Source organism: Endozoicomonas sp. PH6C, assembly GCF_059322965.1.
Genome location: NZ_CP185342.1, coordinates 2,857,351 through 2,881,240 on the forward strand (window position 1 = coordinate 2,857,351; position 23,890 = coordinate 2,881,240).

At 44.6% G+C, this 23,890-nt stretch carries 22 protein-coding genes; 4 read left to right on the forward strand and 18 right to left on the reverse strand.

The window, feature by feature from the left end; genetic code table 11:
* Window positions 1–7: 7 nt before the first annotated feature.
* From ACOMG9_RS10725 to traL, 3 genes are read right to left on the reverse strand one after another with little or no spacing between them, the layout of a single operon-like run.
* Complete coding sequence (locus ACOMG9_RS10725; RefSeq protein WP_448216884.1) at window positions 8–775, reverse strand: hypothetical protein; 768 nt, start codon at window positions 773–775, stop codon at window positions 8–10.
* A gap of 26 nt (window positions 776–801) precedes the next feature.
* The gene (locus tag ACOMG9_RS10730) at window positions 802–1,302 is read right to left on the reverse strand and encodes a TraE/TraK family type IV conjugative transfer system protein (RefSeq protein WP_494530244.1); all 501 of its coding nucleotides are present in this window, start codon (window positions 1,300–1,302) and stop codon (window positions 802–804) included.
* Window positions 1,303–1,352: 50 nt separating this feature from the next.
* Window positions 1,353–1,634, reverse strand: coding sequence for a type IV conjugative transfer system protein TraL (gene traL, locus ACOMG9_RS10735; protein WP_252180164.1), 282 nt, complete (start codon window positions 1,632–1,634; stop codon window positions 1,353–1,355).
* Window positions 1,635–1,750: 116 nt separating this feature from the next.
* On the opposite strand from traL, the gene ACOMG9_RS10740 reads away from it, so the two are divergent.
* Both ACOMG9_RS10740 and ACOMG9_RS10745 read left to right on the forward strand, forming a co-directional pair.
* Window positions 1,751–2,209, forward strand: a complete 459-nt coding sequence (locus ACOMG9_RS10740; RefSeq protein ID WP_257279627.1) for a helix-turn-helix domain-containing protein — start codon at window positions 1,751–1,753, stop codon at window positions 2,207–2,209.
* Window positions 2,209–2,781, forward strand: a complete 573-nt coding sequence (locus tag ACOMG9_RS10745) for a VapC50 family PIN domain-containing toxin (RefSeq protein ID WP_422137535.1) — start codon at window positions 2,209–2,211, stop codon at window positions 2,779–2,781. Before ACOMG9_RS10740 ends, ACOMG9_RS10745 begins: the two co-directional genes overlap by 1 nt.
* 71 nt (window positions 2,782–2,852) lie before the next feature.
* Here the strand turns inward: ACOMG9_RS10745 and traN are convergent, their stop codons facing one another.
* From traN to ACOMG9_RS10760, 3 genes are all read right to left on the reverse strand, one after another.
* Complete coding sequence (traN, locus tag ACOMG9_RS10750; RefSeq protein ID WP_448216886.1) at window positions 2,853–5,165, reverse strand: conjugal transfer protein TraN; 2,313 nt, start codon at window positions 5,163–5,165, stop codon at window positions 2,853–2,855.
* 75 nt (window positions 5,166–5,240) lie between these two features.
* Entirely contained in the window at window positions 5,241–5,690 is a 450-nt protein-coding gene (locus tag ACOMG9_RS10755; protein ID WP_448216887.1) for a hypothetical protein, read from the reverse strand.
* Complete coding sequence (locus ACOMG9_RS10760) at window positions 5,687–6,976, reverse strand: TraU family protein (protein WP_448216888.1); 1,290 nt, start codon at window positions 6,974–6,976, stop codon at window positions 5,687–5,689. Before ACOMG9_RS10760 ends, ACOMG9_RS10755 begins: the two co-directional genes overlap by 4 nt.
* On the opposite strand from ACOMG9_RS10760, the gene ACOMG9_RS10765 reads away from it, so the two are divergent.
* Complete coding sequence (locus ACOMG9_RS10765; RefSeq protein WP_448216889.1) at window positions 6,953–9,841, forward strand: P-loop NTPase family protein; 2,889 nt, start codon at window positions 6,953–6,955, stop codon at window positions 9,839–9,841. The genes ACOMG9_RS10760 and ACOMG9_RS10765 overlap by 24 nt on opposite strands.
* A 507-nt stretch (window positions 9,842–10,348) precedes the next feature.
* On the opposite strand, the gene tnpC is transcribed toward ACOMG9_RS10765, so the two are convergent.
* From tnpC to tnpA, 3 genes are read right to left on the reverse strand one after another with little or no spacing between them, the layout of a single operon-like run.
* Entirely contained in the window at window positions 10,349–11,899 is a 1,551-nt protein-coding gene (gene tnpC, locus ACOMG9_RS10770; protein WP_448215512.1) for an IS66 family transposase, read from the reverse strand.
* Window positions 11,900–11,904: 5 nt separating this feature from the next.
* The gene (tnpB, locus tag ACOMG9_RS10775; protein ID WP_422452200.1) at window positions 11,905–12,288 is read right to left on the reverse strand and encodes an IS66 family insertion sequence element accessory protein TnpB; all 384 of its coding nucleotides are present in this window, start codon (window positions 12,286–12,288) and stop codon (window positions 11,905–11,907) included.
* 2 nt (window positions 12,289–12,290) lie between these two features.
* Entirely contained in the window at window positions 12,291–12,599 is a 309-nt protein-coding gene (tnpA, locus tag ACOMG9_RS10780) for an IS66 family insertion sequence element accessory protein TnpA (RefSeq protein ID WP_448215511.1), read from the reverse strand.
* 197 nt (window positions 12,600–12,796) lie between these two features.
* Here tnpA and ACOMG9_RS10785 point away from each other — a divergent pair, with 197 nt between their 5' ends.
* Entirely contained in the window at window positions 12,797–13,618 is an 822-nt protein-coding gene (locus ACOMG9_RS10785) for a hypothetical protein (protein ID WP_448216890.1), read from the forward strand.
* 42 nt (window positions 13,619–13,660) lie between these two features.
* Here the strand turns inward: ACOMG9_RS10785 and ACOMG9_RS10790 are convergent, their stop codons facing one another.
* From ACOMG9_RS10790 to ACOMG9_RS10830, 9 genes are all read right to left on the reverse strand, one after another.
* On the reverse strand, window positions 13,661–14,761 hold the full coding sequence (locus tag ACOMG9_RS10790) for a hypothetical protein (protein ID WP_448216891.1): 1,101 nt from the start codon (window positions 14,759–14,761) through the stop codon (window positions 13,661–13,663).
* Between the two features lie 134 nt (window positions 14,762–14,895).
* A complete protein-coding gene (locus ACOMG9_RS10795) occupies window positions 14,896–16,041 on the reverse strand; it encodes a hypothetical protein (protein WP_448216892.1) in 1,146 nt (381 codons plus the stop codon).
* Entirely contained in the window at window positions 16,038–16,250 is a 213-nt protein-coding gene (locus ACOMG9_RS10800; RefSeq protein ID WP_448216893.1) for a hypothetical protein, read from the reverse strand. The genes ACOMG9_RS10795 and ACOMG9_RS10800 overlap by 4 nt, the downstream gene beginning before the upstream one ends.
* A gap of 188 nt (window positions 16,251–16,438) precedes the next feature.
* Complete coding sequence (locus ACOMG9_RS10805; RefSeq protein WP_448216894.1) at window positions 16,439–17,458, reverse strand: hypothetical protein; 1,020 nt, start codon at window positions 17,456–17,458, stop codon at window positions 16,439–16,441.
* 436 nt (window positions 17,459–17,894) lie between these two features.
* A complete protein-coding gene (locus ACOMG9_RS10810; protein ID WP_448216895.1) occupies window positions 17,895–18,863 on the reverse strand; it encodes a hypothetical protein in 969 nt (322 codons plus the stop codon).
* A 581-nt stretch (window positions 18,864–19,444) separates the two neighbouring features.
* On the reverse strand, window positions 19,445–20,548 hold the full coding sequence (locus ACOMG9_RS10815; RefSeq protein ID WP_448216896.1) for a hypothetical protein: 1,104 nt from the start codon (window positions 20,546–20,548) through the stop codon (window positions 19,445–19,447).
* Between the two features lie 243 nt (window positions 20,549–20,791).
* A complete protein-coding gene (locus tag ACOMG9_RS10820; RefSeq protein ID WP_448216897.1) occupies window positions 20,792–21,463 on the reverse strand; it encodes a hypothetical protein in 672 nt (223 codons plus the stop codon).
* Window positions 21,464–21,631: 168 nt separating this feature from the next.
* Window positions 21,632–22,132 (reverse strand): hypothetical protein, encoded by a 501-nt coding sequence (locus ACOMG9_RS10825; protein ID WP_448216898.1) that lies wholly within the window; start codon window positions 22,130–22,132, stop codon window positions 21,632–21,634.
* A gap of 213 nt (window positions 22,133–22,345) precedes the next feature.
* On the reverse strand, window positions 22,346–23,467 hold the full coding sequence (locus ACOMG9_RS10830) for a hypothetical protein (protein WP_448216899.1): 1,122 nt from the start codon (window positions 23,465–23,467) through the stop codon (window positions 22,346–22,348).
* Between the last annotated feature and the right edge of the window lie 423 nt (window positions 23,468–23,890).

Sequence of the window (23,890 nt, forward strand, 5' to 3'; positions counted from 1 at the left end):
TTGATGATTATTTGGTCAGCAGGGAAGGGCGCAATATGGGAGCAGATTCATAATCAGGCGTATTCAGAAGAATAAACACCTCTCTTCGCTGGCCAGGATGCAGGGTGTTATTTGGCCACATTGCGACAGCGGCAGTGTGGCTGCCCTGACAGTTTTTTTCATGGAATGTAAGCGGTTTTTCGGTGTTATTTCGGGCAGTACCTATCAGAATGCTGAAGTGATGCCCCTGAACCTGCTGGCCTTTGGAAAAATCAAACATCAGGCCGTCCTGCTCGCAATGCTGAATATCAGATTGATGCAAAACGCTCAGTTCATAACCTTCCGGTATTTGTCCCTTCACCAGCGCAGCAAGCACTTCCGTGATAGCCTGCTGATAGTCCGAGGCTTCTTCGAATCGTTTTGCTAATGCCTTGTTATGGCTGATTTTTTGCTGCCATTGTTTTGATAGTGACAGTTGGATTTCTTTGGGAGGAACATCCAGTGGTGTTACCAGCAAAGAAAGGGCATGAGACTCATTATCATGAGGAGTGATGTAGACGACAAAAGGTTTTTCTTGCTGCGAAGAGAGATAAATCACTGAACCTTCAATCCGAATATCAGCCTGATCAATAGTTCGAATCTGGGGAGCGGCAAAAGGCGTGACAATTCGATTCAGGTGTAGACGACTCAGGGTTATGGGTTGCTGTTGACCCGGTGATACCTGCAACTTGACTGGTGCAGCTGCCAGAGTCAATGAACAGTAAAAACAGACAGCAACAAAAAGCGTTTTGTTCATAGAGGAATCTCTGAATAAAGGAAGGGTTACTTGAGATCAGATTCAATCTGGATGACAGCAAGCACAGGGCGATAACGGATCAGACTGAACTGAAAGGTAAAGGTTTTCTGCCCAGACATGCGCTGATGGCCTGATGAGAGAGCACTGTTCCCCGTCACTCTGACCTCATGAGTGTTTTCATCAAAGTCAAGCTGCAATGGCTCAAAGCTCAGGGAAACATTGTCTTCCCGTAACTGGTGGAACTGCCGATTCAATGTTTCATGGACTTGCCGGTGCAGATTAGGTGAAAGCAGACTTTGCAGCCTGGATTCAACAAACGACAGATTCTGTGGATTGAGATTGCCCAGCAATTCAGCCAGAGACAGCCCCCACCATTCGTAATAGATCTGCGAAGCCTCACCGGAGTGAATGACGATCTGCCCATCCATCAATGGCAAAGTCAGCTCAACAGCCGGTTTGCGACTCAGGCAGTGGATCAGCAGCAGTGCATTCGTCAGCACCAGTACCAGCAGCATCAGTCTGTCCACGCAGAGCTGCTGACGCCATTGCTTCAAACGACGCAGATAGTCTTGAATGGTCATTTTCGGGAAGGGTAAAAGACCCGAACATAAGGGTTGGGCAAGGTTCTGGCTTTTACAAAATAAAAGCCCAGCCAGTAAAGCCGGTGGCTCAGGTGGCCGTCGGGGTGACGATCCCGAAACCGGCGATAGACACGAATCGCCATCCAGCCCAGAAACATGCCCAGCAGCAGCTGGTCAAACCAGATACCCCAGATCAGGCCGACGGCTACGGGGTAGATTTCATCCAGAGACCAGAACAGGAACTGGATGGGGTCGTTGATGGTGCGGGGGATTTCCATGATGTCTCTCAGAAAGTTCGGGTTTGTTCGAATATTTCGTTTATTGCTATTTCGTTTATTTCGATTAAACTGCAGTTAAGGAAAAAACTTAGTAAATATTCGATCAGGGAATACCTATGACTACAAAAGACAAACTGACTCTGCCTACTGCTGAAGAGATTGCGATTGCACAAGAGTGCAGCCGGGAAATTTCAGCCTTTCTTGAGACGGGTGCTAAATCTCAGCAAATTGATATCAGCTCTAAGGATGGGGAAAAGCATGCGTTGTCGATTCCAACCAGAGCGTTGAGCCTGCTGGTTGATATTCTGGCGCAACTTGGACAGGGCAATGCGGTAAAAATCATCCCGATCCATGCGGAACTGACCACTCAGGAAGCCGCTGATATTCTCAATGTTTCCCGGCCTTATCTGGTCAGAATGCTGGATGAGGGGGAAATCCCTCACCACAAGGTTGGTCGGCATCGCAGAGTCCGGTATCAGGATTTAATGGATTACAAAGCAGCTATAGATGCTAAACGACTCTCAGCTTTGGATGAGTTGTCATCCCTCTCCCAGATGAACGATCCGGAGTATTAATGGCTTCTCAATTTACTGCTGTTTTTGATGCCTGTGTTCTTTATCCTTCGGTGTTAAGAGACGTGTTGTTAAGGTTGGCGATAACAGACACTTTTCGCGCCAAGTGGACAGACAAAATTCATGATGAGTGGACTCGCAATCTGAAAGCCAATCGTCCAGACATTGATGAGAACTACCTCAATAAAACCCGACAGCTGATGAACGCTCATGTCCGGGATGCAGTGGTTGAAGGCTTTGAGCACTTGATTGATTCAGTTCAACTACCAGATCAGGATGACCGGCATGTTGTTGCAGCGGCAATTGTCGCTAATGCCGATGTCATAGTGACTTATAACCTGAAAGACTTTCCTGATGAAGCCCTAACCCCATATGAACTTCAGGCTATTCATCCTGACAGCTTTATTCATGATCTGATTGATCTGCATCCGGCAGAAGTCATTGGCGTGATCCGCTCGGCGAGAGGTGCTTTAAAAAAACCATCATTGACGGTTGATGAATATCTGAGCAGGCTAAGAAAGCAAAGGTTGCCGGAAACGGTCACCTGGCTAGAGTCAATGAAGCTCGTTTTGTAAGAGGTAAGCCTTTTTACCGAAACAAGGTAGAAGTCGAAATCTCATCCTGAACATGGTGATATAAAACTTTTTCATCGGCGGTGAAGTGAAGAATGGCGTATCTCTTCAGATTTGGTTGCTTGATAACTGTTGATATGGCTTGGTGTTATATCGTGATAGCGCGCTTCCAGCCGCTTGCGACTGTCCTCCCGCTGCTGGTCGAAATCCAACCTTGACCCTTTGCCCGTCAGAGTTTCCAGATTCAACTGTTTCAGAGTATCGGCATTCAACTCTGGCAGTTTGTTTTGCAGTTTTAACAATGCCAGCCACTCGCTAAGGTCAATCTGGTTCCAGTTCACAGCTTGCAGAGTTTCAGGCGTTATACCCGAGCAATCGGGATGTTCGGCAGAGCCCCATCCAGTGTTCAGCTGCTTCCTGATCTGCACTTGCATGATGCGGGAAAGGGGTGAACTGAAACAGCAATAGCGGTTGTACTCCATGCTGCTCAATCCCAAAAACTTGTTTTCCCTGTAGCTGCCGACTTTATGGCAGGTTTTCATCTCCCGTTTGGCGGCTAATTCAAATTCTTCGGTTTCACATTTGTTGGTGATCTGAATAATCAGTTTGGTCATGGTGTATGCCGTATAGATCATGGTGACGACGCTGATCGCTGAGGTGATGGCCGGGTTCATAATCAGGGTTTGTTGGCTCAGCTGATTGCCCTGAGAAGCCAGGTTGTTACCAACCGTTCGAAAAAGCAGATTGGTGGCATCCTCGCCCAGAATTTTATGAACGACTTCTGCCATCTTTCGCATCAGTTGTTGCTGCATATTGCCGAGCATAGACTTCTGAGCTTCATGCGACAGTTCTCCGGCAATGGGCTTGGCAGTGGCAGCCTGGGTATGAACTTCAGCCGGTGTCGGCCATAGCCTTTCTGTGAGCTTGTCCCAGCTTTTGCCTAAATCGGACCATAGATTCTTTGCAGGCTGACTGAGCTTGTTGATGCCCTCCATCAGTGGTTCCCTCATTTTCTGATAAGACCCAGTCAGCTGATTGGGAAAATTCCCCTGTAGATGGATTGCTGATTGATCAAATAGATAGCCCATCAGCAGCAGGTTCAAATAGCTGGCAAAATTCACATGGGTAGGTAGATTGCAGCAGTCCACCATATTTAAAATGCCTTGTTTGCAGGTGCAGGGCTTGCCGCTGAATATCTTGCATCCACTCCCGTCCTGATTGCACTGCATATCGTGCGCCATATGTTTTGCAGCATGGAGACGGCTGACGGCACTGGCAAAGTCAGTGTTATCCGCATCGGTAATATTGGCCTGACACTCGCCTAACATGCACTGCATGGGTTGACCTTCGCAGTGAATACTTTCCTCGATACCGATGCGATTCACGTGGCCTTTGTAGCCACAGTCATAACGATCCTGTCGGGTATAACAGATGCCGGACTTTTCCCCTAAACAACGGCTGTCCAGAAACTCACAGTGAGGGTTATTGGCATAGTGAGCACAGTGATCCGGCGGAGATTTTGATGATCTCGTTTTGTAGAAGAAACAGTCGACTTCAGCCTTGGCCATTTTACAGTCCGAAGGTAATTCTGGAGACAGTGAAGAGAACAGAGGGACGGTTTTGCCGTGTACGGTATATTCAGCCGCAGGCAGTCGTTCAAGGCAGTGAAACGACAGCTTGCATAGACCATCGTTATGCCACTGCTGCATATTGGCCAGCTGCTCTTGTTGTGCCAAGGTCCCCCAATGGTCTGATGAAACCAGCTGGCTAAGATCAAAATACAGACGGACCAAGGCAAAGCCTTCCCCTTTATCACCGACGGAGGTTCTTAACCGAAAGGATATATCGGGTGCTCCGGACTGAATGACTTCCCTGGCAAGGCTGACTTCCTGGTTCAGGTAATAGTTTTTATCCCGGTCACACCGGCCACCGGATTCTGGCGGAAAATCTGGGTTGCTTTGCCATAGCTTGTGATCATTCAGCCAGAGTTGAATGCGGTCATCCCAGCGGGCATCGACCAGTTTGGCTTGATTGAGGGCTTCGGGTTTCAGCATTTTCACCGTCAGTGACTCTTCCTTAATACAGCAGCGGCAGCGGTAGTAGTTGTCAGCACTGCGGCTGATGCCCAACCGGATTTCCAGGCAACCTTCTGTGTCTGAACCACTGTCGCAGGCTCTTAGGCCGGAGATACTGCTGCCTCGTATATGTTTCAAAAAAGGCTGGACAGTCAGATGGCGATTGAGCGTCAGGCTGTGATCTTTAACTAGGACCCGGCTGCACTCCCTGATGTCCGGGCTGTGTACCTGACGGTCTTGTTTCAGTACCAGTGTTCTTTGGTAGTCACAGCCTCTGAAATGTCGACGTAGTCGTGCGATCGTGGCACTCATTTCGCTCTGCCCATCTAAAGAGTTGTCGTATATGGGATTGCCATTAGCATCTGTAGGCCAGTGCTTCTGTTTAGATCAGGTGTTGGGGTGCTGCAGGGCCTTAATACTTTGTTCTACAGGGTGGAGAATCGTGTGTTCGTTGGCATCGGGGTAATATCGATCCGGTGACTGGTTCAATAGGCGCCATGCTTCACCTACGGGGGATTGTTCAGTTTCCAGTTGTTGCGCCCGCTGTTCACCAAAAGATTGTAAGCCATCGAAATCTTCATTTTGATAATAACTTTCCAACTTCCGACGCTGAGTAGTGTCTGAAGGTTTTTCCATCATCAGGTTTGGTACCTGGTTGGTAGTAGGCTGAGGGTTTCTTGTAATAGCTTCAGATTGCTGGTTAATCTGATGGAGCCAGGTGGAGCGGGTATGCTGCTCAAATGTGCGAATGGCTTCCTGAGTGGTTTCTGCCATTGCCGTGTGAAAGCAGAAAGCTAACAACCGAGCCAGTAGGTTGTAGCAGGCACGTATTGTCATTGACTGACGGTCTGGCAACAATCCCGATATTGCCAAAGCAGATACATAGCGTCGTCTTTAGCCAATGGGTGACGATGCATTCCCCATGTTGCGGCTGAAGCCCCGATCCAGTGTGCATTCTGCTTCTCCGGCTCAGGCCAGAACATGCTCATTTTGTACTGGCTTTTGGGGAGCCAGGGAGTGATACGGCTCTGGCACTGGGCCTCTTCTCCTATGGTTTTTCTGCCAAGACCAATCCGGTGAATTTTGGCTAGAGCTCGTGTTGCCAGCAGACTGGTGTTATCGGCAAAGTGACCGTAGGTGCTGGTAAAACCGGACAATGGATAAAGGGAACCCCAGCTACCAGCGCACCAGTGTAGATTATCCATAGGTTGTGAGTTCAAAGCGGCTAGGCCATCAGTTGTACAAGCATTAATCGCCGCAGGATTGGCATAAGCAGCCAGGTCGGGAGAGAGCAGGGCGGCCAGCTCCGGGTGATTCCACGACGGGTCTACTTCTGACAAATTCAGCAGATCAAAATCCACCAGATCACTGGTACAGCCCCCAATGCCGGTATACATATTCAGCATTTCAATCAGTGGCAGGCTGTAAACATGAGCGTGGAGATAGGTTAAGCCTTTGGGAATATTGGCAGAACCCAGTGTTCCCCAACGACGCTGGTCAACCATAGATAGCTTGTGACCACCCAATGCCATCAGGCAGCCGGGACTGCGGGTAAGTTCAATCAGCTTTTGAGGTCGCCAGAAGCCGGTAGTCACGCCAGGGTGAAACATGCCAGCGCTGTCTTCGCAGAAACATGACCCCGTAATGGTGTTAGCTCTGTCATCAGGCTCTTTACCCGAACCCATTTTTGCCAGTCCGATACGAATGGGAAACAGCTCTTTCCAGGGTACAGAATTAATCAACTTCTCTGACAGAATGGGTACGTTCTGGCACAGGGCTATTGATGGGTTGTCTGTGGTTTCCTGCGCAGAGGCAGATTGTGCAGACATGGAAATCAAAGCTCTTGCCCATGACACCACATCAATGGCAGAAAACTGTGATACTGCTGCTGTTATCACTCGCCAGTGATTCAGGTTTTCTGGTGTCATTAATGCGGGCAAGGTAGTCAGTTGAAAGCGATGAATCAGCTCCGGGGGCATGATGTAAATTGGATGTTCATGCCAGAGACTGGATAGTTTTTGAAACTGTTGCAGTGATCCACTGGATACCAAAACCAGCGCATCAGGATATTGCTGTAACCATGGAATCACAGCCTTCAATTGCTGACGATCGTTAATATTCACGGCAACCACTGGGTCATGGGCGAGCCCGATCCTGTTTCAGGAGTGACGTTACACATCCGCTTTAATGGTTCAACGCCTTCTGTAATGCAACTGAGCCAGGCAGAGTTCCGCCAGCTAAAGGCATATATGGGAAGTTCGCAACAGCTACTGCAATGGCTTGCTCCCAAACTGAGCGGCAGAGAAGCATTTATTCACTTTCTTATGGATATGACCGCCGGACTGTCTGAACAGGATGAAGGCTCCCGACAGCAAATTGAAAAGCAAATCGATACGCTGGCAGAGTGGCCGGATCATGAGTTTAACCTGGAGTTTGAGTGGGAGCAGCTGGGTAGAACATTGACTGACTCAGGTAGAGTTAAAGACAAGACTGCGGGTCATGAACCCGATACAGAGACAATCTATGAAGGAGAGGATATCAATAGACTCATTTATCAGGCTATGAACAGCCAGTTTTGGGGAAGCCAGAAATCTACCTCAACCGGAGCAACAGGAAGTGGTAATAGTGGAAGTTACGGGCAAAGGGGGGGGCGGAGCACAGGTGGAGCCAGTGATAGAGAAGATGATAATGATGAACGGAGAGAGCGAGAGCTATTAGGTAACATGGAAGCGTTAAGTTTATCAAAACATCCCGTACTGAGAATAGTCTTTGTTGGGCAACAAGATGTTGGCAAATCATCACTAGGCAATCGGTTAGTCGGCTGGAAACCTTTTAAAGTAATTCCAGTTTTCAATGAAAATTCAGATCCTGTTTATCGATTTGGCGATTTAGAAATAAGATCTTTAAAAGGGTATGGGGATTTTGATCATGATGCTGATTACTTTAAAGGTCGATTTATTCAAGATCAAGAAATTCACCCCGACGATCTGGTTGTTTTTGTATTTGATCATGATCTGAATGGGTTTGATAAAGGAGCTATTAGCGCTTTAACAAAAAATGGGAATAAGATTGTTTTTGTTTGTAACAAGATTGATACATGCGTTGATCAAGAAAAAGAGAAAGAGCTGTTTAAAAAGAAGTTTGAAGAAAATTTAAAAAAATTAAAACTACATAAAACTCCAGAGCTGGTTTTTGCATGTTCCATTTCAGAAAAACAAGATGAGCTTGTGCCTACCAAAAAATTAGAGGATGTGATTCTTTCGGTTCTGGAAGAAGATAAACAAAAAAAAGAGCTTTTTGAACATTTCATTAAATCGAGAATACGTCCAGATAATAGGTTCATGACACTGATAAAAAAGAAGATCGAAAAGAAAGTTCAAGATTCTGATGGTAAATTACCTGACTTGAAAGAGATTAACAGCATTGTGTCGGATACTATTGTTTCCTACATAATACCGAAAGTATTCCCAGAAGAAACTATTACTGACAATTTCAAAAAATTTAATGCTGATTTTAATAAAGTTGTAAACAAACTTAAAAATATAGTACCTGATGAAGACTGTGAATTTTTTCTAAAAGTATGTAATGAAAGTAGCAAGAAGGGTTATTCAAAAGAGACTGCGGGGGTTACTGGTGCTGTTGTAGGGGGAGCTGTCGGCACACAATTTGGTGGGTCGTGGGGGTCTCTCGCTGGAGCCGCTCTTGGAGGTACACTCGGAGGACTGATTGGAATTGGTGGAGCCATGAGTGTTAATTATTTGTTCATGGATGATTTACGCATTAATCTTACTGAATACAGAAAATGCAGGGAAGATGTTCAGAAAGCTTTGGACAAAAGAATGAAAAATGAAATTTCAAAGATTTCCCCTCAAAAAGTGCAAGTCATGATAAAAGGAGTACTTCAGTACCATGAGCATCATAAAATAAAGAAAATCAGAGAGAGATACCGCCATATAATGGAGAAGTTTGATCCATGGGTTCATGAGCTTGGTAAAATAATAAAAGATGCAACACAGATATTGAGGCGTCTGGTTGAAGACGTGCTTACGTATTATCAGCTACACTTTGACGAAATTTATGCTCTCACCTACGAGTCTGTAACTGTTAGTTTGGACTTGCCAGAAACATACGAAGAGGTTCCAAACCAGTCGGTATCCAATCAGGCTATCCAGCAAGTTCAACCGGATGCCATTGTTTCTACTTCCTTACCTCCCGCCAAACCAGCCCATATATTGCAAAACGATCAGCCATTACCTGAGGAAATGACCGTTGAGCAAAATGCAGAGGTGTTGCAAGCACCTCATACTTCGGAGCTGCAATCAATACAGGACACACAGCCTGCAGTTCTTTTACGACTTGTAGAAAAGGCAGCCGATGGGGGTGGCAGCATGGGAAAGTGGGCAAAGCCCCTGTATGGCATCCACCTGAGAAATGGTGACTTATTTGATGAGCACATTGGTGATATGACCGAGCCTGTAGTTGTGGCAGTGAGTGGTTATGGTGTCACCGATGACGGGTATGCTTTTTTACTGTTCCGTAATTCAAAAAACGGAGAGTTCAACAGCTTTCATATCCTCCAGGGCCGCGACTACCCGGAGTTTATGGATAAAGAGGCCACAGTTAAGTACTTAAGGGCAGAGAAAAAACAATTAAAAGATGCTCTTTCGGTGAATAGGTTCAGTGACCTGTATGGCAGGGAGGCGGACCTGGGCAGGTTGAGAGAAATTTACTCACAGCTTTTCGGTGAAAAATGGAACTACAAGAAAGATAACAATTGTATGACATTCAGCCTACAAGCACTTGATGCCACACCTCTGAACCGAGAGACTTGGCTACATAGCGCTTCTCCACAAGGAGTACATTCACCCTACCACATCATGAAAGCGTTCAGGGAAAGCGAGGAAAAGGATTATTCAGCAGCAATGCATAATCCTTTAACCAACAATCTCGGCCTTCCTGACTGGCTAATTAACCCAATCCAGCCATAACCAGTGCACCAAGCTTTTGATGAATCCGTTGGCGACAAAAAACACCACCCCTTGCCCTGTAAAACATAACTTGGAAACCACTTTTTCATGGACTGGTCTGTTCATTTTAACGAGGGATTTTCTGAACGTTCGTTATATCCCTGTAACCCAGGAAAACCTGTCCAATTTTGACGTTAAGCTATCTGCCGTCTAATTTTTAGGCGGCTCACTAAGAGAGGTGGAAGTCATCGGTCCTTGAGCGATGGTTGTTCTGTTTCTACTATGAAATTTCAATTCTTACTCTTCTGGTATCTTGCTTTAATTTTTGAAGGCTCGGCTCGAGCTGCTTGTGATGGGCTTACTTTCAACAATGATCACTTCTGTGATGAAGAAGATGTGACCTTCCCCCATGGCCAGTGTGTCACTGCAGATATAGTCGTTTCTGGCCCTGGTGGCCAGGGTAACTATTCTTCAGCCAAGACATCATGTACTACTGGAGTAAGCGTTCAAGCAGGGTATAGACTCCCCCTACTTATCGAGATCGGATTTTAACGAATTGGCCCCGAATTTCTCTTTCCAGATTCGCGGGATTAGCTCCCGGATATCTCGAGCCGGATGGTAACTGATGCGCTGAAGCACATCGACGAAGTACTTGTATGGATCAATGCCTGCAAGAAGACAACTGACGATTAACGTCTGGAACACGGCTACATTGACTGCCCCTTCTTCTGTCCAGCAAAAAAGCCAGTTCTTTCTCCCCATCGGGATACACCTGAGACTTCGCTCCAGGTGATTCGTATCAATGGCGACATCCGGATTATCCAGATAAAGCCGTAGCTCTTTTTCCCGTTTGTTCACGTAGCCAAGAGCCTTGCTCAATGGGTTGCTTTTCACCAGATTCAGGCGACGAAGTTGTTCTTTATGCCAGTTAAAGAACTGATCAACCAGTGGCTTGGCATTCTGTTGGCGGTATTCCTGCTTTGCTTCGCCTTGCAGCCCAGCTTTGCGGATTTCGTCTTCGACTTGATAGATCGCACCTATGCAGTCCAGCGCCTCTTTTGCGGCTTCTGGCTCGACCTCTTGTGACTTGACGAAGTACCTCCTGCTATGTGTCCAGCACTGGGCATGGATGATTTTGGGATATTTCATGCACAGGCGGTCGTATTCCGAATAACCATCGGTCAGCAAGACCCCCTTATACTCTTTCAGATAAGGCTCTACGACCCTGCCAGAACGAGTGGTGGAGAAGGTAAAAGCTATCTCATTCTGGTCTCCGTAAAAACACCAGAAGTAGCCTCTTTGCATCTTGCCCTTGCTTTTACGGCCCGCTTTTCCGGGCGTTTCATCCAGAGTGAGGACATGACTTTCCAGACAGCTGTTGAGCACTTCGTCAGCGATGGGTTTGAGTAACTGCCCGGCACGCTGCTCAAGATGTGTCAGGGTTCCACGGCTGATGGTAATACCACTGGACTCAAGTTTCTGATGCTGGCGGTAAAGCGGTGCGTGAAAGCGGTACTTCTCTACCAGCAGACCTGCGATAAAGCTGACATCGGCAAAGCTGCGATCAAATAATCCTGATGGTGCGGCTACCGTTGTTAGCGTCTGGCTGGGCTTATGGCGAACGACTTCGCGCTGATATTTCAGGATGACATAGCTGGCAGGGCGCTGCGCCAGCCGATAGGTGTACTTGTAGTCAATGATTTCGTACTGGTCTGCGTCTTCACCCTTCATTTCTGCAGCAGGCATCGGGATGAGTTCAATCGGTACATCTTCAGTAAAGCGCAGTCCCTGATCGGTCACACAGTCTTCAGGGCGATTCTTTTTCCGCCGTTCGTAAGTGATGGTTTCTGTGGGAGTTTCCTGCTCTTCAGGCTTGTCCTGAAGGATTTCTCCCAGCGCCAGCTGGTCCGGATTCTCAATCAGGCGCTTTTCGGATTTTTCACCAAATAGCTGTTGTTTAAACCAGGCCAGCTGATGTTTAAGAGAAGCTATTTCCTGATCACGCTCCGACAGCAAGACCAGGATCTGCTGGAGCAGGTCCTGGTCAGTGGTGCCGGGGGTCGAAACAGGTAATTTCATGGCGGTTAAAGATAGACCTTTGACTCTCCTTTTGTGTAACGGGACGGTTGATGTTTGTAGCGTTTATATTGCTGAACGCAGCGGGTATCAATGCCTTCAAGGATGAGCTTCAGATCTGTCCACGCCATTGTTTGCTTGATGGATTTGCCTGCATGAGTATGAAACTGACCCTGTTCCAGTCGTTTGCTCCAGATACAGTATCCACTGCGATCAAAATACAGCACCTTGCACTGGGTTTGTTTGCGGTTGATGAAGACAAACAGCTGGCCGCTGAGTGGGTCTTCTTCAAGTTTGTTTCTCACCAGGGCAGACAGGCCGTCGTAGGATTTACGCATGTCGGTGGGCCGGTTGTAGAGCCAGATCCGAACCTGAGATTCTGGAAAAAACATGATCAGCGACGCATACGAAGAATAACACCACCGGGCAGCTCAAGTTCCAACTGCCAGTTTAAGCTGGCTGGAGGCTCAGTCAGCCCGTTTGGGACTTCAACCCATTCCGGGGCAGAAGCCTGAGCGATATCAAAGGAGTCAGTGTTGTTGTAATTCCTGAGTTTGCGTTTCCAGTTTGTGAATGTTGCCAGGCTTATGTTTTGAGTTTGGCAAAAAGCTTTCTGGCTCAAGCCACTGGCTATTTGCTGATCAATGATCTGTTGCCACTGCTCAGGGTTGAGACGGGTAAAGGGTTTTGTCAGTTGCTTCACGTTAGGTATCTCCTGCGTTGTTTGCAGGGGAAAGGCTGGCAGTCAGGTTGTGATTTTTGAAGACGTCCTCAAATGAGCGGTTACCTACTGGAAATGGTTGTGCATGGACATGTTATACAGATAAGCACTGTTCATCAGAGCCTGCTGAGTGTGCCACCGGCTATAAGTCCCTTTCCTGTAATTGTGTAGATATCAGTATGTCTTGGTCAGTTCAAATCAATGGTTACGATGAATACAGCTGGAAGGGTTATGATCCAGGCGCGTGTGATGGGTTTGAATACTATTTCAGTGACTGCATTAATAGAGTTATCGACAAATGCACTGATTATCAATTTGGTGCCATTGCGGAAGGAACATGCACCAATGCTCATACCAAGGAAGTCTGTAAATTCAAGGCCTTAGATGATATTAGATTTCCAGTTCCCTTCGATGATATAAAGTGCCCCTCTTGCAATGCCAGTCGTGCTTCTGACCCCAGTACGTTTGCCCTCTGTTCACCAGATAATGCCAAATGCTTTGACCATTGTAAGTTTGATACATGCATTAACAATCTTCCTGCTCCTTATCTCTTTGGCTGCCAAAATCCAATGATAAAAGAGTGTGAGGCACGAGAAACCTACGCAGGCTATGGAATAAGTCATGTGAGTGGAACCTGCACAAATCCCCAAAAATCAGAAACTTGTCAGTTTGAAATCGACTGCGATTTTGGAGAAATCAGTTCTTGTTCCCCTAAGGAATTTTATTACCTTAATCCAGTGACAACCACTGTGAATTGCTCAACGTTTACAGCCAAGCAGGTTACAGAAGGAGATGTCTCTGGCAATGGCTGCTCTTCCGTTGACTGCCTGCCAGATTGCAACCATGGCAAGCATCATAAGGGTGAAGGCACTGCCCGCACCAAATGGATTATTGTCGGTACGTCTGTGGGGGTAGGAGTGCTATTAGCCGTCACGTCAGCAGCCATAATTATTTATAAATGCACTCACAGGGCCGGATACCAGCAAATTAGTGAAAATTGATAGCCGTAGTTCAAGTTGAGAGAACAGCCTCTTTGATTTGAGCTAAAGGTTTTGATAACTTGCCCGGTGGCGGTATTTGTAGATCAGGCATCCTGCAACTGTGCCTATCAAAACCAGACCTCCCGCAACACCACCAACAATTGGCGCAATTAAATTTTTGCCATTATTGTCAGGTTTATCCTTGCAGCCGGGCATACAACCCTTGGGTTTGCACGTCGTTTTCTTGCTTCTGTCGTCAGGGTCATCTTCATGATTGTATTCCGCATAGCATGAAGTGCATTTAACAGTATCCCCTCCCCCTACATAATAAGGGTATTGCTCCTCTTCTATATACAAACTATCAAAGTCACACTTCTCACCTGATAGTGGATTTATACAAGTACCCGTTGCTTCTAATGTAGGGAAAACTTGGCAATATTTGAGTGTCCTTGTTCCACAATGAAAATGATATGTTTTGACAACTTCCTGAATGCATGTTTTTTCAGACAAAGTTAAAGTGGGATTTAAAACACCCAGCAATGAACTAATCACTACGCATGAATCACCAGATACAGTGCACAAGGCTCTTTGGTGCTGACTGACTAAAGCCCCATCAGGTAAATAGCTAACAGGTAATGGAATAGTCAATTGATTTGCAACAGGTAACTCCTCCAGAGATATTGCTTGCTTGGCAACGACTAACCCGTCATTGTTTTCCAGATAATAGACCACCGCATCAGTATTGCGGGTAGCATTACCAGAACTCAATGGAAGTGGCTTAAAGATCGTATTATCTGCATTCCTTTTGATAGGCAGAAACCCGCTTGCTGCCGCTTGACTGTTTAATTTTTTGATACGACCAATTGTTAAGCTATCAACGTTCAGAGCTTCGATAGTCAGTGCCTGTCTCGCCATATGAAATATTTTCTTGTAACACGCTTTCGAGGTTAATACACGGTCATCTGAAACACGAATGCCTTGGCAAGGCTGAGCTTTCTCCGGTATGTAAATCTGGGGCTGGAAGTACACAAGGTTGGATAAAACACCATCTTCAGTATCAGTTTCTGCAAAAGCTGAGTGATTGATATAACTGCAAATCAAGACAGAATAAAAAATGATGTTTTTTATTCTGTCTTTTTGATGACTTGGCTTAGCTTTAATCATGCTAATGCTCTCTGTTTTGATAAAAGCACGCGTTATTAATCGTGCTTTTTTATTCAGGAAAATGTTACTGCTGTCATAGGTCTAAGTATCAGCGTTACATTAACTGAGAAAACGTATTGCAAACTATAATCTCCTCAATTGCCTAATCTTTTATACCCGAAACGGTGGCGATTTTTATATAAGCAATAAGTGGTTATAACCAGCGCACAGAGAGCAGCTGAGCTTCCGGCAATTATGGCTACCAAGTGATTGCCGTGACATTGAGCACAATCGCTAGTGGTATCCATACAATTGCTCGGGTACAAAGAGGCGCAGTTTTTATGAGAATCATCCCGAAAACCAAAGAAAGTTTCACATTTGCACGTATCCGGAGCGTCTGGAGGACTACAACCTGTCGGGCAGTCAACACTTGAGCAGTAACCCCATGGGCAGTCATAATCACCTTTTTTATTATAAAAAACTTCATAATCACATTCCTGCTGTGTTTTTTGGTTGATACAGGTTCCACTTCCCGAACCCTCAATACAAGAATCCGAATCAGTGACCAAACACTGGAAGCATTTCAAATCGCATGAACCATCGTTAATTCTCTTTACTGATCTTGCCATGTTGCAGTGCCCTGACGAACTCACACACAACAATTTTCCGTTCTGAAAAATAGCTTCACCGTCACTCAAGTTTGGGTTGTCATCGTTTTGTAAAGCGCATTGATCATTCTGGCATCCACTAAGCAGCCAGTGATTAACCCTATGTTGTTTGTGTTCATCATTACCTATATATGGGGAATAACTTTGTACCGATATTGGTATATCTGAAACATAATCTTCCTTGTCAATTTTAGGCCAACGATTGTTTGGCCTACCGGGAGAGCTCAAGAGAACTGTTGTTAACTTTCCAGCCTCTGAACCTGTTATTACTTCTTCAGAAACAAATCGTATGCCTCCATAATCCTCACCTTTGCTTGAGAGTGCATGAATTTCATCGCCTGCCCCTTCATGAGTTTTCAGCCTTTTCAGACAGCTAATACTGGTAACTAGCTCAACATGAGAGATACGGGCTCCCAAGCAAATAACATGAGTGGCGTTATCCTGAATTATCTGAAAGCTAACAGAAGACTCAGCTGGCGTTTTAAATACTTTATATTTGTGATTGTCTGCCATAGCTTCTGAAGCCAGAGGCAGTAGTAATAGTAATACCCAAGCATAGACTTGCTTCAATACGCCAAGTAGAACATTAAAATTTCGCATAGATAAAACTTCCAGAAATTGAATGTTGCTCATAACACAACCCCCAGCCCTTTCACTGTATTCACAATTTCGTCCAGCCAGGGAGCGGAAAGTTTCCCTTGAATAAGGGTTGCCTTGGGCTTTCCATGATGACGCAAAGCCCTGTAAGTACCGGCTTCTTCTGACACGCCATATAATTCAGCGACCTGCTGAACGGCCTGTCTGCTTTTCCAGCAAGCCAGGCACAAGATAAGCAAGAACATTCAGTCGACACTCGTCTTATTCCAGATAGGTTCTAATTTGCTTAATGAGTAGATCAGCGGGTTCCATAATCGTGAGGTATTTTGAGTTTAAACACATCAAGACAGTGGATCTCGCTGACTTACTCCTGATTTTTGTCGTATACAATGTGCAAACCTCTCTACCTCGGATGAGGGATTGCCGATTAATACTACTGGGAATACAGCGGTGGTGCTGACTGTTGAGGCTGATTAGTAATAATAGGGGCCCGATCTATGCGTATGCCTCCATATTCTTCTATCCAGTTTGTCGCAGCACGATAAGCAGATAGAGGCCAAAAGATGGGCGCGCAGAAGAAAATCCCAACAATTGCATAACATCCAGAAGTTGAGTCGCAGTAACCGCAGTGTTTCTGGCCCAGAATACCAGCCCAGTAAACCCTGGCAGGCATACCCATGGCACGGGCTTTATGGTAGGTAGAGAGATAAAAAAATGCGGTGGCTGCTACACCAATAGCAGCAGCGATTCCTAAAACAATACCTAATGATTTTGCATCAAGTGAGGCAAAGATTTCGTCATCTGAATCATCATCTGGATCATACGGGTAATCTTTTAGATCTCTTCTGAATCTTGCAATTGGCAGTTCGCTGACAGAGAAGCATTGGTTGTCCGTACCTCTCAGACAAACCAGCTGGTTTTTGAGGTCGAAGATTGGTGAGCCCTGAGGTATTGAGAACTCTGAGGAAATAATAAATGTCGACTTATTTCGAGTTTCATCAAGAGCAAGAGTGACTGGCTGCTGAACCAGCTGTCGTTTTTCATTAACATTGTACGTAAATGCTTGCTCTGGAACTAATAAAGCATCATTAAAGGCAGGATAACTCCCCGGCCTGAAGGTCTTACTATCAAGGCTGATATTCACTAGCATACTGCTTTCAAGGGACTTGTCGGACTGTTCAGTGATGTACCCTACAGACTCGCCTGATAATGTTAAAGTTTCAATCAGTCCATCATTCGAGAGTTCCTTTGCCTTTAGCCCGCATGCTGGCGACGTAGCCATTAAATCTTTCGATACCAGCACCCCGCGACAAGGCGGAGAATCTGTTTCAGGAAAAAATTCTATAAGTGCTCCCGCAACAGGAAGGGGGCTAGCATTCACAGCCATACAACATGAAAGCGACGTAAATAGAAGGCTAAAGCCAATTATTTTTTGTGGTTCGATGATCATCATTAAAACCTTGACAAGATGTCAGATGTGACAGGCGTGATGGGTGTTGAAGGCGTGAGTATAGAACCGAAAAACTGTCCCTTCCAATTCTTCTCCAATAGTTTTCTCAGGTACGACTTACCACATGATCCTCCCAGACGTATTGATGACTTGCAGGAATCTATAGAAATTGCCAAATTCAGATAAAGTCGTGATAGAAGAATCGCTTTATGCAAATTCGCTTTGGTACAGTCGAATAGGAAGAGGTAAATGGAGTTACTGAACGACTGTCAAGCAACTACATGGGGATGCTTGAGTTAGCGGCAATCATGATCTGGCTGGCCTGATCATGAAACAAAATTAGATAGGCCGGTTAGATAATGACGCCCCTTAGGCAGGTGGCTCAAAATGATCAGCCAACCTGCAAAAGGGCCATATAATTGTAATGAACAACCCAGATTCATATTTGTGGTTGTGTGTTTATAATTGGTTTGCTCTCTGCAGCATTGGAAGGATCATAAGTATCAATCCATTTCCAGCCTGCCTCGCCCACTGCTGCGCACCATCCAAACATAAAACACCGGAACCAACTAAAATACTGGCAGTAGTCGTATGTACACAGCATACCTTTACAGAGCACACCACAAGGCATACCTTTATGCTTGGCTTTGCATGCCAGAATAGCAAACATCACGCCTGTCAGCAGTACGATTACAATTGGAATAGCGATGAGATATGTCATAAGGTCGGTATCAGTATCATCGTCATCATCATAGTCAAGCTTTTGGAAAAACTCCCCTTTCGGTAGCAAAAAACAGTAACTATCTGATGATGCCAAACAGACGAGCTTGCCGTCTTGGTCTAATATCGGCGTTCCATCAGGTAACTGAGTATTTGATGAAAGTTTGAAGTAACCCAAATCACCGGATGGTGTAAATGCTGAAACAGTTACTACCTTCTGATTTAACTGTTGTTCACCAATAAAATAAGCTTGAGTTGAGACTGGTGACTCAGTCTCTGAATCATAAGCCGTAGTATAAAAGTTAAACTCGTCATTTTGGCTGCTGTCAAAGCGAAGTAATGAAATGCCATCTATGCTAACACCCAGACTTGGCTTTTCTTCTTCTGTACCAAAGCTAAACCGGGTGATTTTTCCGTATAGTTGATTATGGGTACCATATACATCAACTGCCGCTTTTGAGTTTTGAACACTAATCATTTTCGCACACTTTGCCGTTGTTGCAATTACGTGCTTCGCCACGCGCACCCCCTGACACTCTTTTGTGGTCTCTGGAAAAGTTGAGGAAGAAAAGCGAACCAAACTTTCATTTATGGTTAACGTGGGTTCAGAAGCAGCACTGGATAGTGAAAAAATAACAATCGAAGGATAGATAAGGTTTCTTACATAAAAAAAAGCAGGGAGCATCATGATAAGAACCTGATAATGCGATTACTGTAAACTCCGGCAATCAATGACCCAAAATCACCGGTTTGAAATGACCTCTCGATTAACCAGTTTATGGCCGACTTTCTTAGTGTTACAAGCTCCTAAGAGCCATAATCAACCAAGAGGACTATCTCATGATAGAGCAAACCAGTGAAAAAGGCTGAAAACTTGATGATATTGCCTGCCCTGGCTAAAACACTAGTCCAGTTTAATTAGTTTTTGCAGCATATTGTGGATCGCAAGGTGATGCGTGAGCTTTCTGGTCTGGGTTTTATGGTTTGTGCAGAGAATGTTGTGTTGCTTGGTCCGGCGTGGGCAAAACCCATTTGGCTGTAGTCTTGGCAGTGAAAGATGCAGAGGCGGGCCATAGGGTTATGTTTATAGTAATGAATAATGAAAACCCAGATAAATTGGGTACAAGGTCGGAGCGAGAGTGCAGCTAACCAATAAGGATAAATTACGGCTGAGCGCAATCTAGCCTTATTCGTTGGGCGTACCGTTGCCTCTTTAAAATATCTAGAAGCACTGAACTGGTAAAACACGACACATATCAACAGATTTTACTAATGACTTATCCTTTGGTATCCAGCTCTCTTAACATACTTATAATAAATAATTGCAGCAGCTGTCAGCAGCAGCACGCCTCCACCGACGGATGAGGCTATTATTATAAGATTTTTACGGTGGCTTTCATTATCATCATTTCCATGACAGGCTGGTAGGCAATCGATAGGCGAGCACCCAGTAATGTTATTTATACTTGGAGTACTTGGGTATGCTGTAACATAAGCACTGCATGAAGAACAAACAGTCGTGTAATCGTTTATTAGATTCATTAGATTATAAAGGCTGAAATCACAGAGTTTTCCTGTCTTCGGGTTCAAGCATGTGCCTGTTGCATTTACTGTGCGATAATACAAATCTGATTCACACGTTTTATAGTTTTTTACCTCACAACCATAAAAATAATGTTGCGAATCACTCATGTGCTCAAGACATTGAGTGGATTGACATTTATCAAAGCAGATAACATTATCGGTACACGTTGCGCCAGGGTCGCCAATAGAACCATGACCTGTTGCGTTACATGAAGGACAATTAATGGTCTCGGAAAAATATGGGTCACCTTCTGATGCTGAGAATCTGCAAAGCTCCATAGTATTAGAATTAATACAGGTACCAGAAGCTTGCATAGAGATAGAGGTAGGGGAAAATGCATAGCAATATGTGAAGACCCTTTCGACGCAATCATCAAAGTAGAATGTCATATCAGAACAAACACTTCCAAATTTATAGCCTTGAGAGCTAGACATATCGTTTCCATTAATATTAATTGTATTATCTAAATTTTTACAATCACACGAAAAACCTGAATATACAGTAGGCTTAGTCGAACAGTTCTCATCTGAGTAGCAACGCCACGTACAACCACTTTCTTCCGAACATGAGCTAGTAGCTGATAAATAATTATTAGTTCCCGCCACAGTAATATTGGCCTTTATACATTCAGCCTCTGGAAATGAATATGTCTGACCATAACCACAATCAAATTCACTGAAATAAATACCATCACAAACAGATGAAGAGAGACTCTGTTCAGGCCAGACAGGTGAAGCTTCAAAAATAAAAAGACTACAAAGTACGGCGTTTGAGATTGCATTATTCATAGTGACCGCTGCAGCATGACATTGAAGAAAGTGGTCAGAGTATGCGCCTGACCCAGTCTATCAGCTGCCTGCAGGTTAGGTGGTGGATAGCTAAGTGTCAAACTTGAATGTCTGAGAATATTGAGATTTCACTGTAGTCAGAAAATATCCTGAAACAGTGGGCACGGTGAAGACCCTCATGCAGAAGCGGAGTGCGGGCAGTAGGTTAGACACCACCAGCTACCCGATTTACACGGCACTGTCTCAGTTTGTGACTATCCCTTCAATATGCTGATACCCTTGTCGGTTATAACGATGATTACAAAAGTAAACTGATACCCCGACAATGGCAGCGACTATTCCAACAAAGACAACACCTCCAGCCACAGATAAAGGAATAATATATTTTTCATTTTCAGGAGAAAAAGGATTAAAAGGAGAAGGTCTATTCATACAACCTAGTGGGAAATCATAAAGAGCCGGTTGATCTGGTAGATTCCAGCCTGCTTCGCAACCATCACATTTAATTGCCCCGCAAGTCTTGGATTTTGTGACTGGACAATCAGACGACATGATAACATCACAACTATCCATATCATTGGTGCATTTGCCCTGTCCATTACCATTTACACAAACATCCCATAAAACACCTTTGCATTTAAACGAATCAGGAAGGTGACAGCTTCCATCTTTTACGGGCTCAATGCAAGAATCAACAGAAAATTGATTAAAATCATTGCTATCTACAGGATAACCTATTGGACTTAAACTCCACCCAATACTATCTTCACAGCTTGGGCAGTTTAATTCACCATTGCTATTATCATGATTTGAAATTCTGCATATTTCATTCGACCTTGGATTTGTGCAATTGCCGATAGCTTCACCATTTTTACAACCCAGAAAGCTGGTATTATCACAGACATAATATTTCACATCACAACTTCCGTCGCGAATTAAATCAAAAGGTTGACAAGTATTCATTTGGTCATAAGAACAGCCGAAAGGGCATCCAAAGTAATCACCACCCTTTCGGTATGCAGCTGTTACATTTTTTTTCGAATTGTATAAAAATGCCTCGCCTTCGCCAGAACTACAGTAAAGCTAATCTATTTTCCAGTCATAAAAATCATAATAAAGGTTTATATAATCCTCCTTCTTAAACGCTTTTGGTAAAACGCATGTGCCATCATTTACTAGTGGAAAGCAACCTTTGGGAGTTTGGCACACTAGTGGAAAGCAACCTTTGGGAGTTTTGCACTGATAATAAGTTTCAAGACGCGTAAGAATTGTTACGCATGAATTATTATTGCAATTGATAGAAAAAAGGGTTTCACCAAACATTCCTCTACCAGAAATTGATACATGACAGGATGAGTCATTAGCTATCACTCCAGAACAATTTAAGTCATCGGATTCAGGATTAGAACAATTATACCATAGAAATTTTTTTTGAATGGCAAATTCAAAATCTATCTCTGCATCTCGATAAGGATAGTCATCTTGATAACATAAACAAGTTTGATTAGGAGCAAAAACAGCTACTGCCGAATCACCAAAACCCCAATACGGAAACATAAGAAATAAAGCATGAACAAGCTTCACGACGACACATCAACCTGATTCTAACTCCAAACAAAGTTCCAGACGGAGTATAGCCACATAACGAGTCTGCAGAAAAACACTGACCACCTTAAAGGCCGCTACCTCCAGAAGACTCACTTTAATATTCATTTAATCCTGTTTCAGCCATTCAGTTATATCAGAGTGGCTAAGTCGGATTAAACATTTGAAATACTCTCTGTCAGAGGATATGAACTACAAACCCTGATAAGTTGCCCTGTGGCGGCGTTTGTATACCAGGTAGCCCACTGAAGCAACTGCACTAATCAAAGCAACAGCTGCCACTCCTCCAACTGTCCACTCTACGATGGCGTTAACAGTTTTTTTACCAGAATGCTTTGGATCAGGCTTACCTGTACAACCAGGCATACAGCCTTTAGGATTGCAAATCACATATTTGCCGGGGTTTGACAGCGAATTAGACCACTCATACTGGGCTGAACAAGATTTGCATGCAATAACATCACCCTTTCCCTCATAATTCATTTCATCAGAATTAAAAACGTACAAAGAGTAGAATGTACACTGCTCTTCTGAATCAGGGTTAATGCATGTCCCATTTACCTCAATAGCTATCGCTTCTGGTGATACAGCTTCAACACAATCGTATATCCCCCTTTCTCTACAATGAAAATAGTAAGTCCTATTAGCATCTGGACATCTGGGGTCATTGTCTTTTGCAAAGGCATTTAATAAGTAGGATGACCTGATGCAGGTATCGCCTACCACTACACAGAACAGCTTGTTTCTTAGTTTCACCGGTGCCCCATCAGGGATACTGATATCCGATGGAAGTTTGATCATTGTTTGCACTCGGGAATTTTGCTGGCTATCAAAGGTAAAAGTAACATTCATCCCTTCATCGCTACCACGCATGTAATAAGCCGATAACTCATTCTCATTTGTAGTATTAACGGAACTTATCAAAGGCGGTTGATAGGGTAGGTTATCAGCATAAAGATCTATAGACAGCAGGCCTGCTTTGGCCGACCGCTTATGTGAAGTTTGAATATGGCCAATCCTTACGCCACCGGGACTCAGTACATTTATATCAACAGCTTGCATAAATAACGCGAGTATTTCCTTAGCACAGGATGGCGAGGTAAAAATTTGCTTTTTTGAAATTCGCACCCCCATACAAGGTTGAGCCTTTTCAGCAATATAAATCCGGGGTTGAAAGTAAACAAGATTAGCCGACGCATTGCCTTCAGTATTTTCTTCCGCAAAAACAGGCTGTTTAGAAAAATGAATAATGAAGAAAAAACAAAAAATAACGTTACCTATTCGTTTTTTTAACGGGCATTGTTCAGTTTTCATCAAAATACACTCCTGCCCCGACAAAAGCGCACCCTCACAAGTACGCTTCACTGTCAGGTGGCTGTTTTAGTGGCCACTGCAAATTTGCTGACACTCTTTCTCTTGCTCTTGAACAGCTCGTGAACAAGCTTCGCAGGCTTTATAAGACATACCACTCTGGCAAATTTGAGAACAGCTGTTAAACATCTGCTTTTCCTCTGATATGCACTGGGTGCAACTTTCCATGACTTTTAAGCTCATGGTGTTATTTTGCAATCGCAGCGTATTCACCTTTTCTGTATTATTGTTCGAATGGCTTTGTGAGATACAACCTTTTATGCACATGGAAGGCGTACAGACGTCAGAGGGATAGGGTTCTTCGGTATCACCAAAAAAGTCTGCACTGCATGAAGGGCAGGTAATACTGTCAGTATACGCTATTGA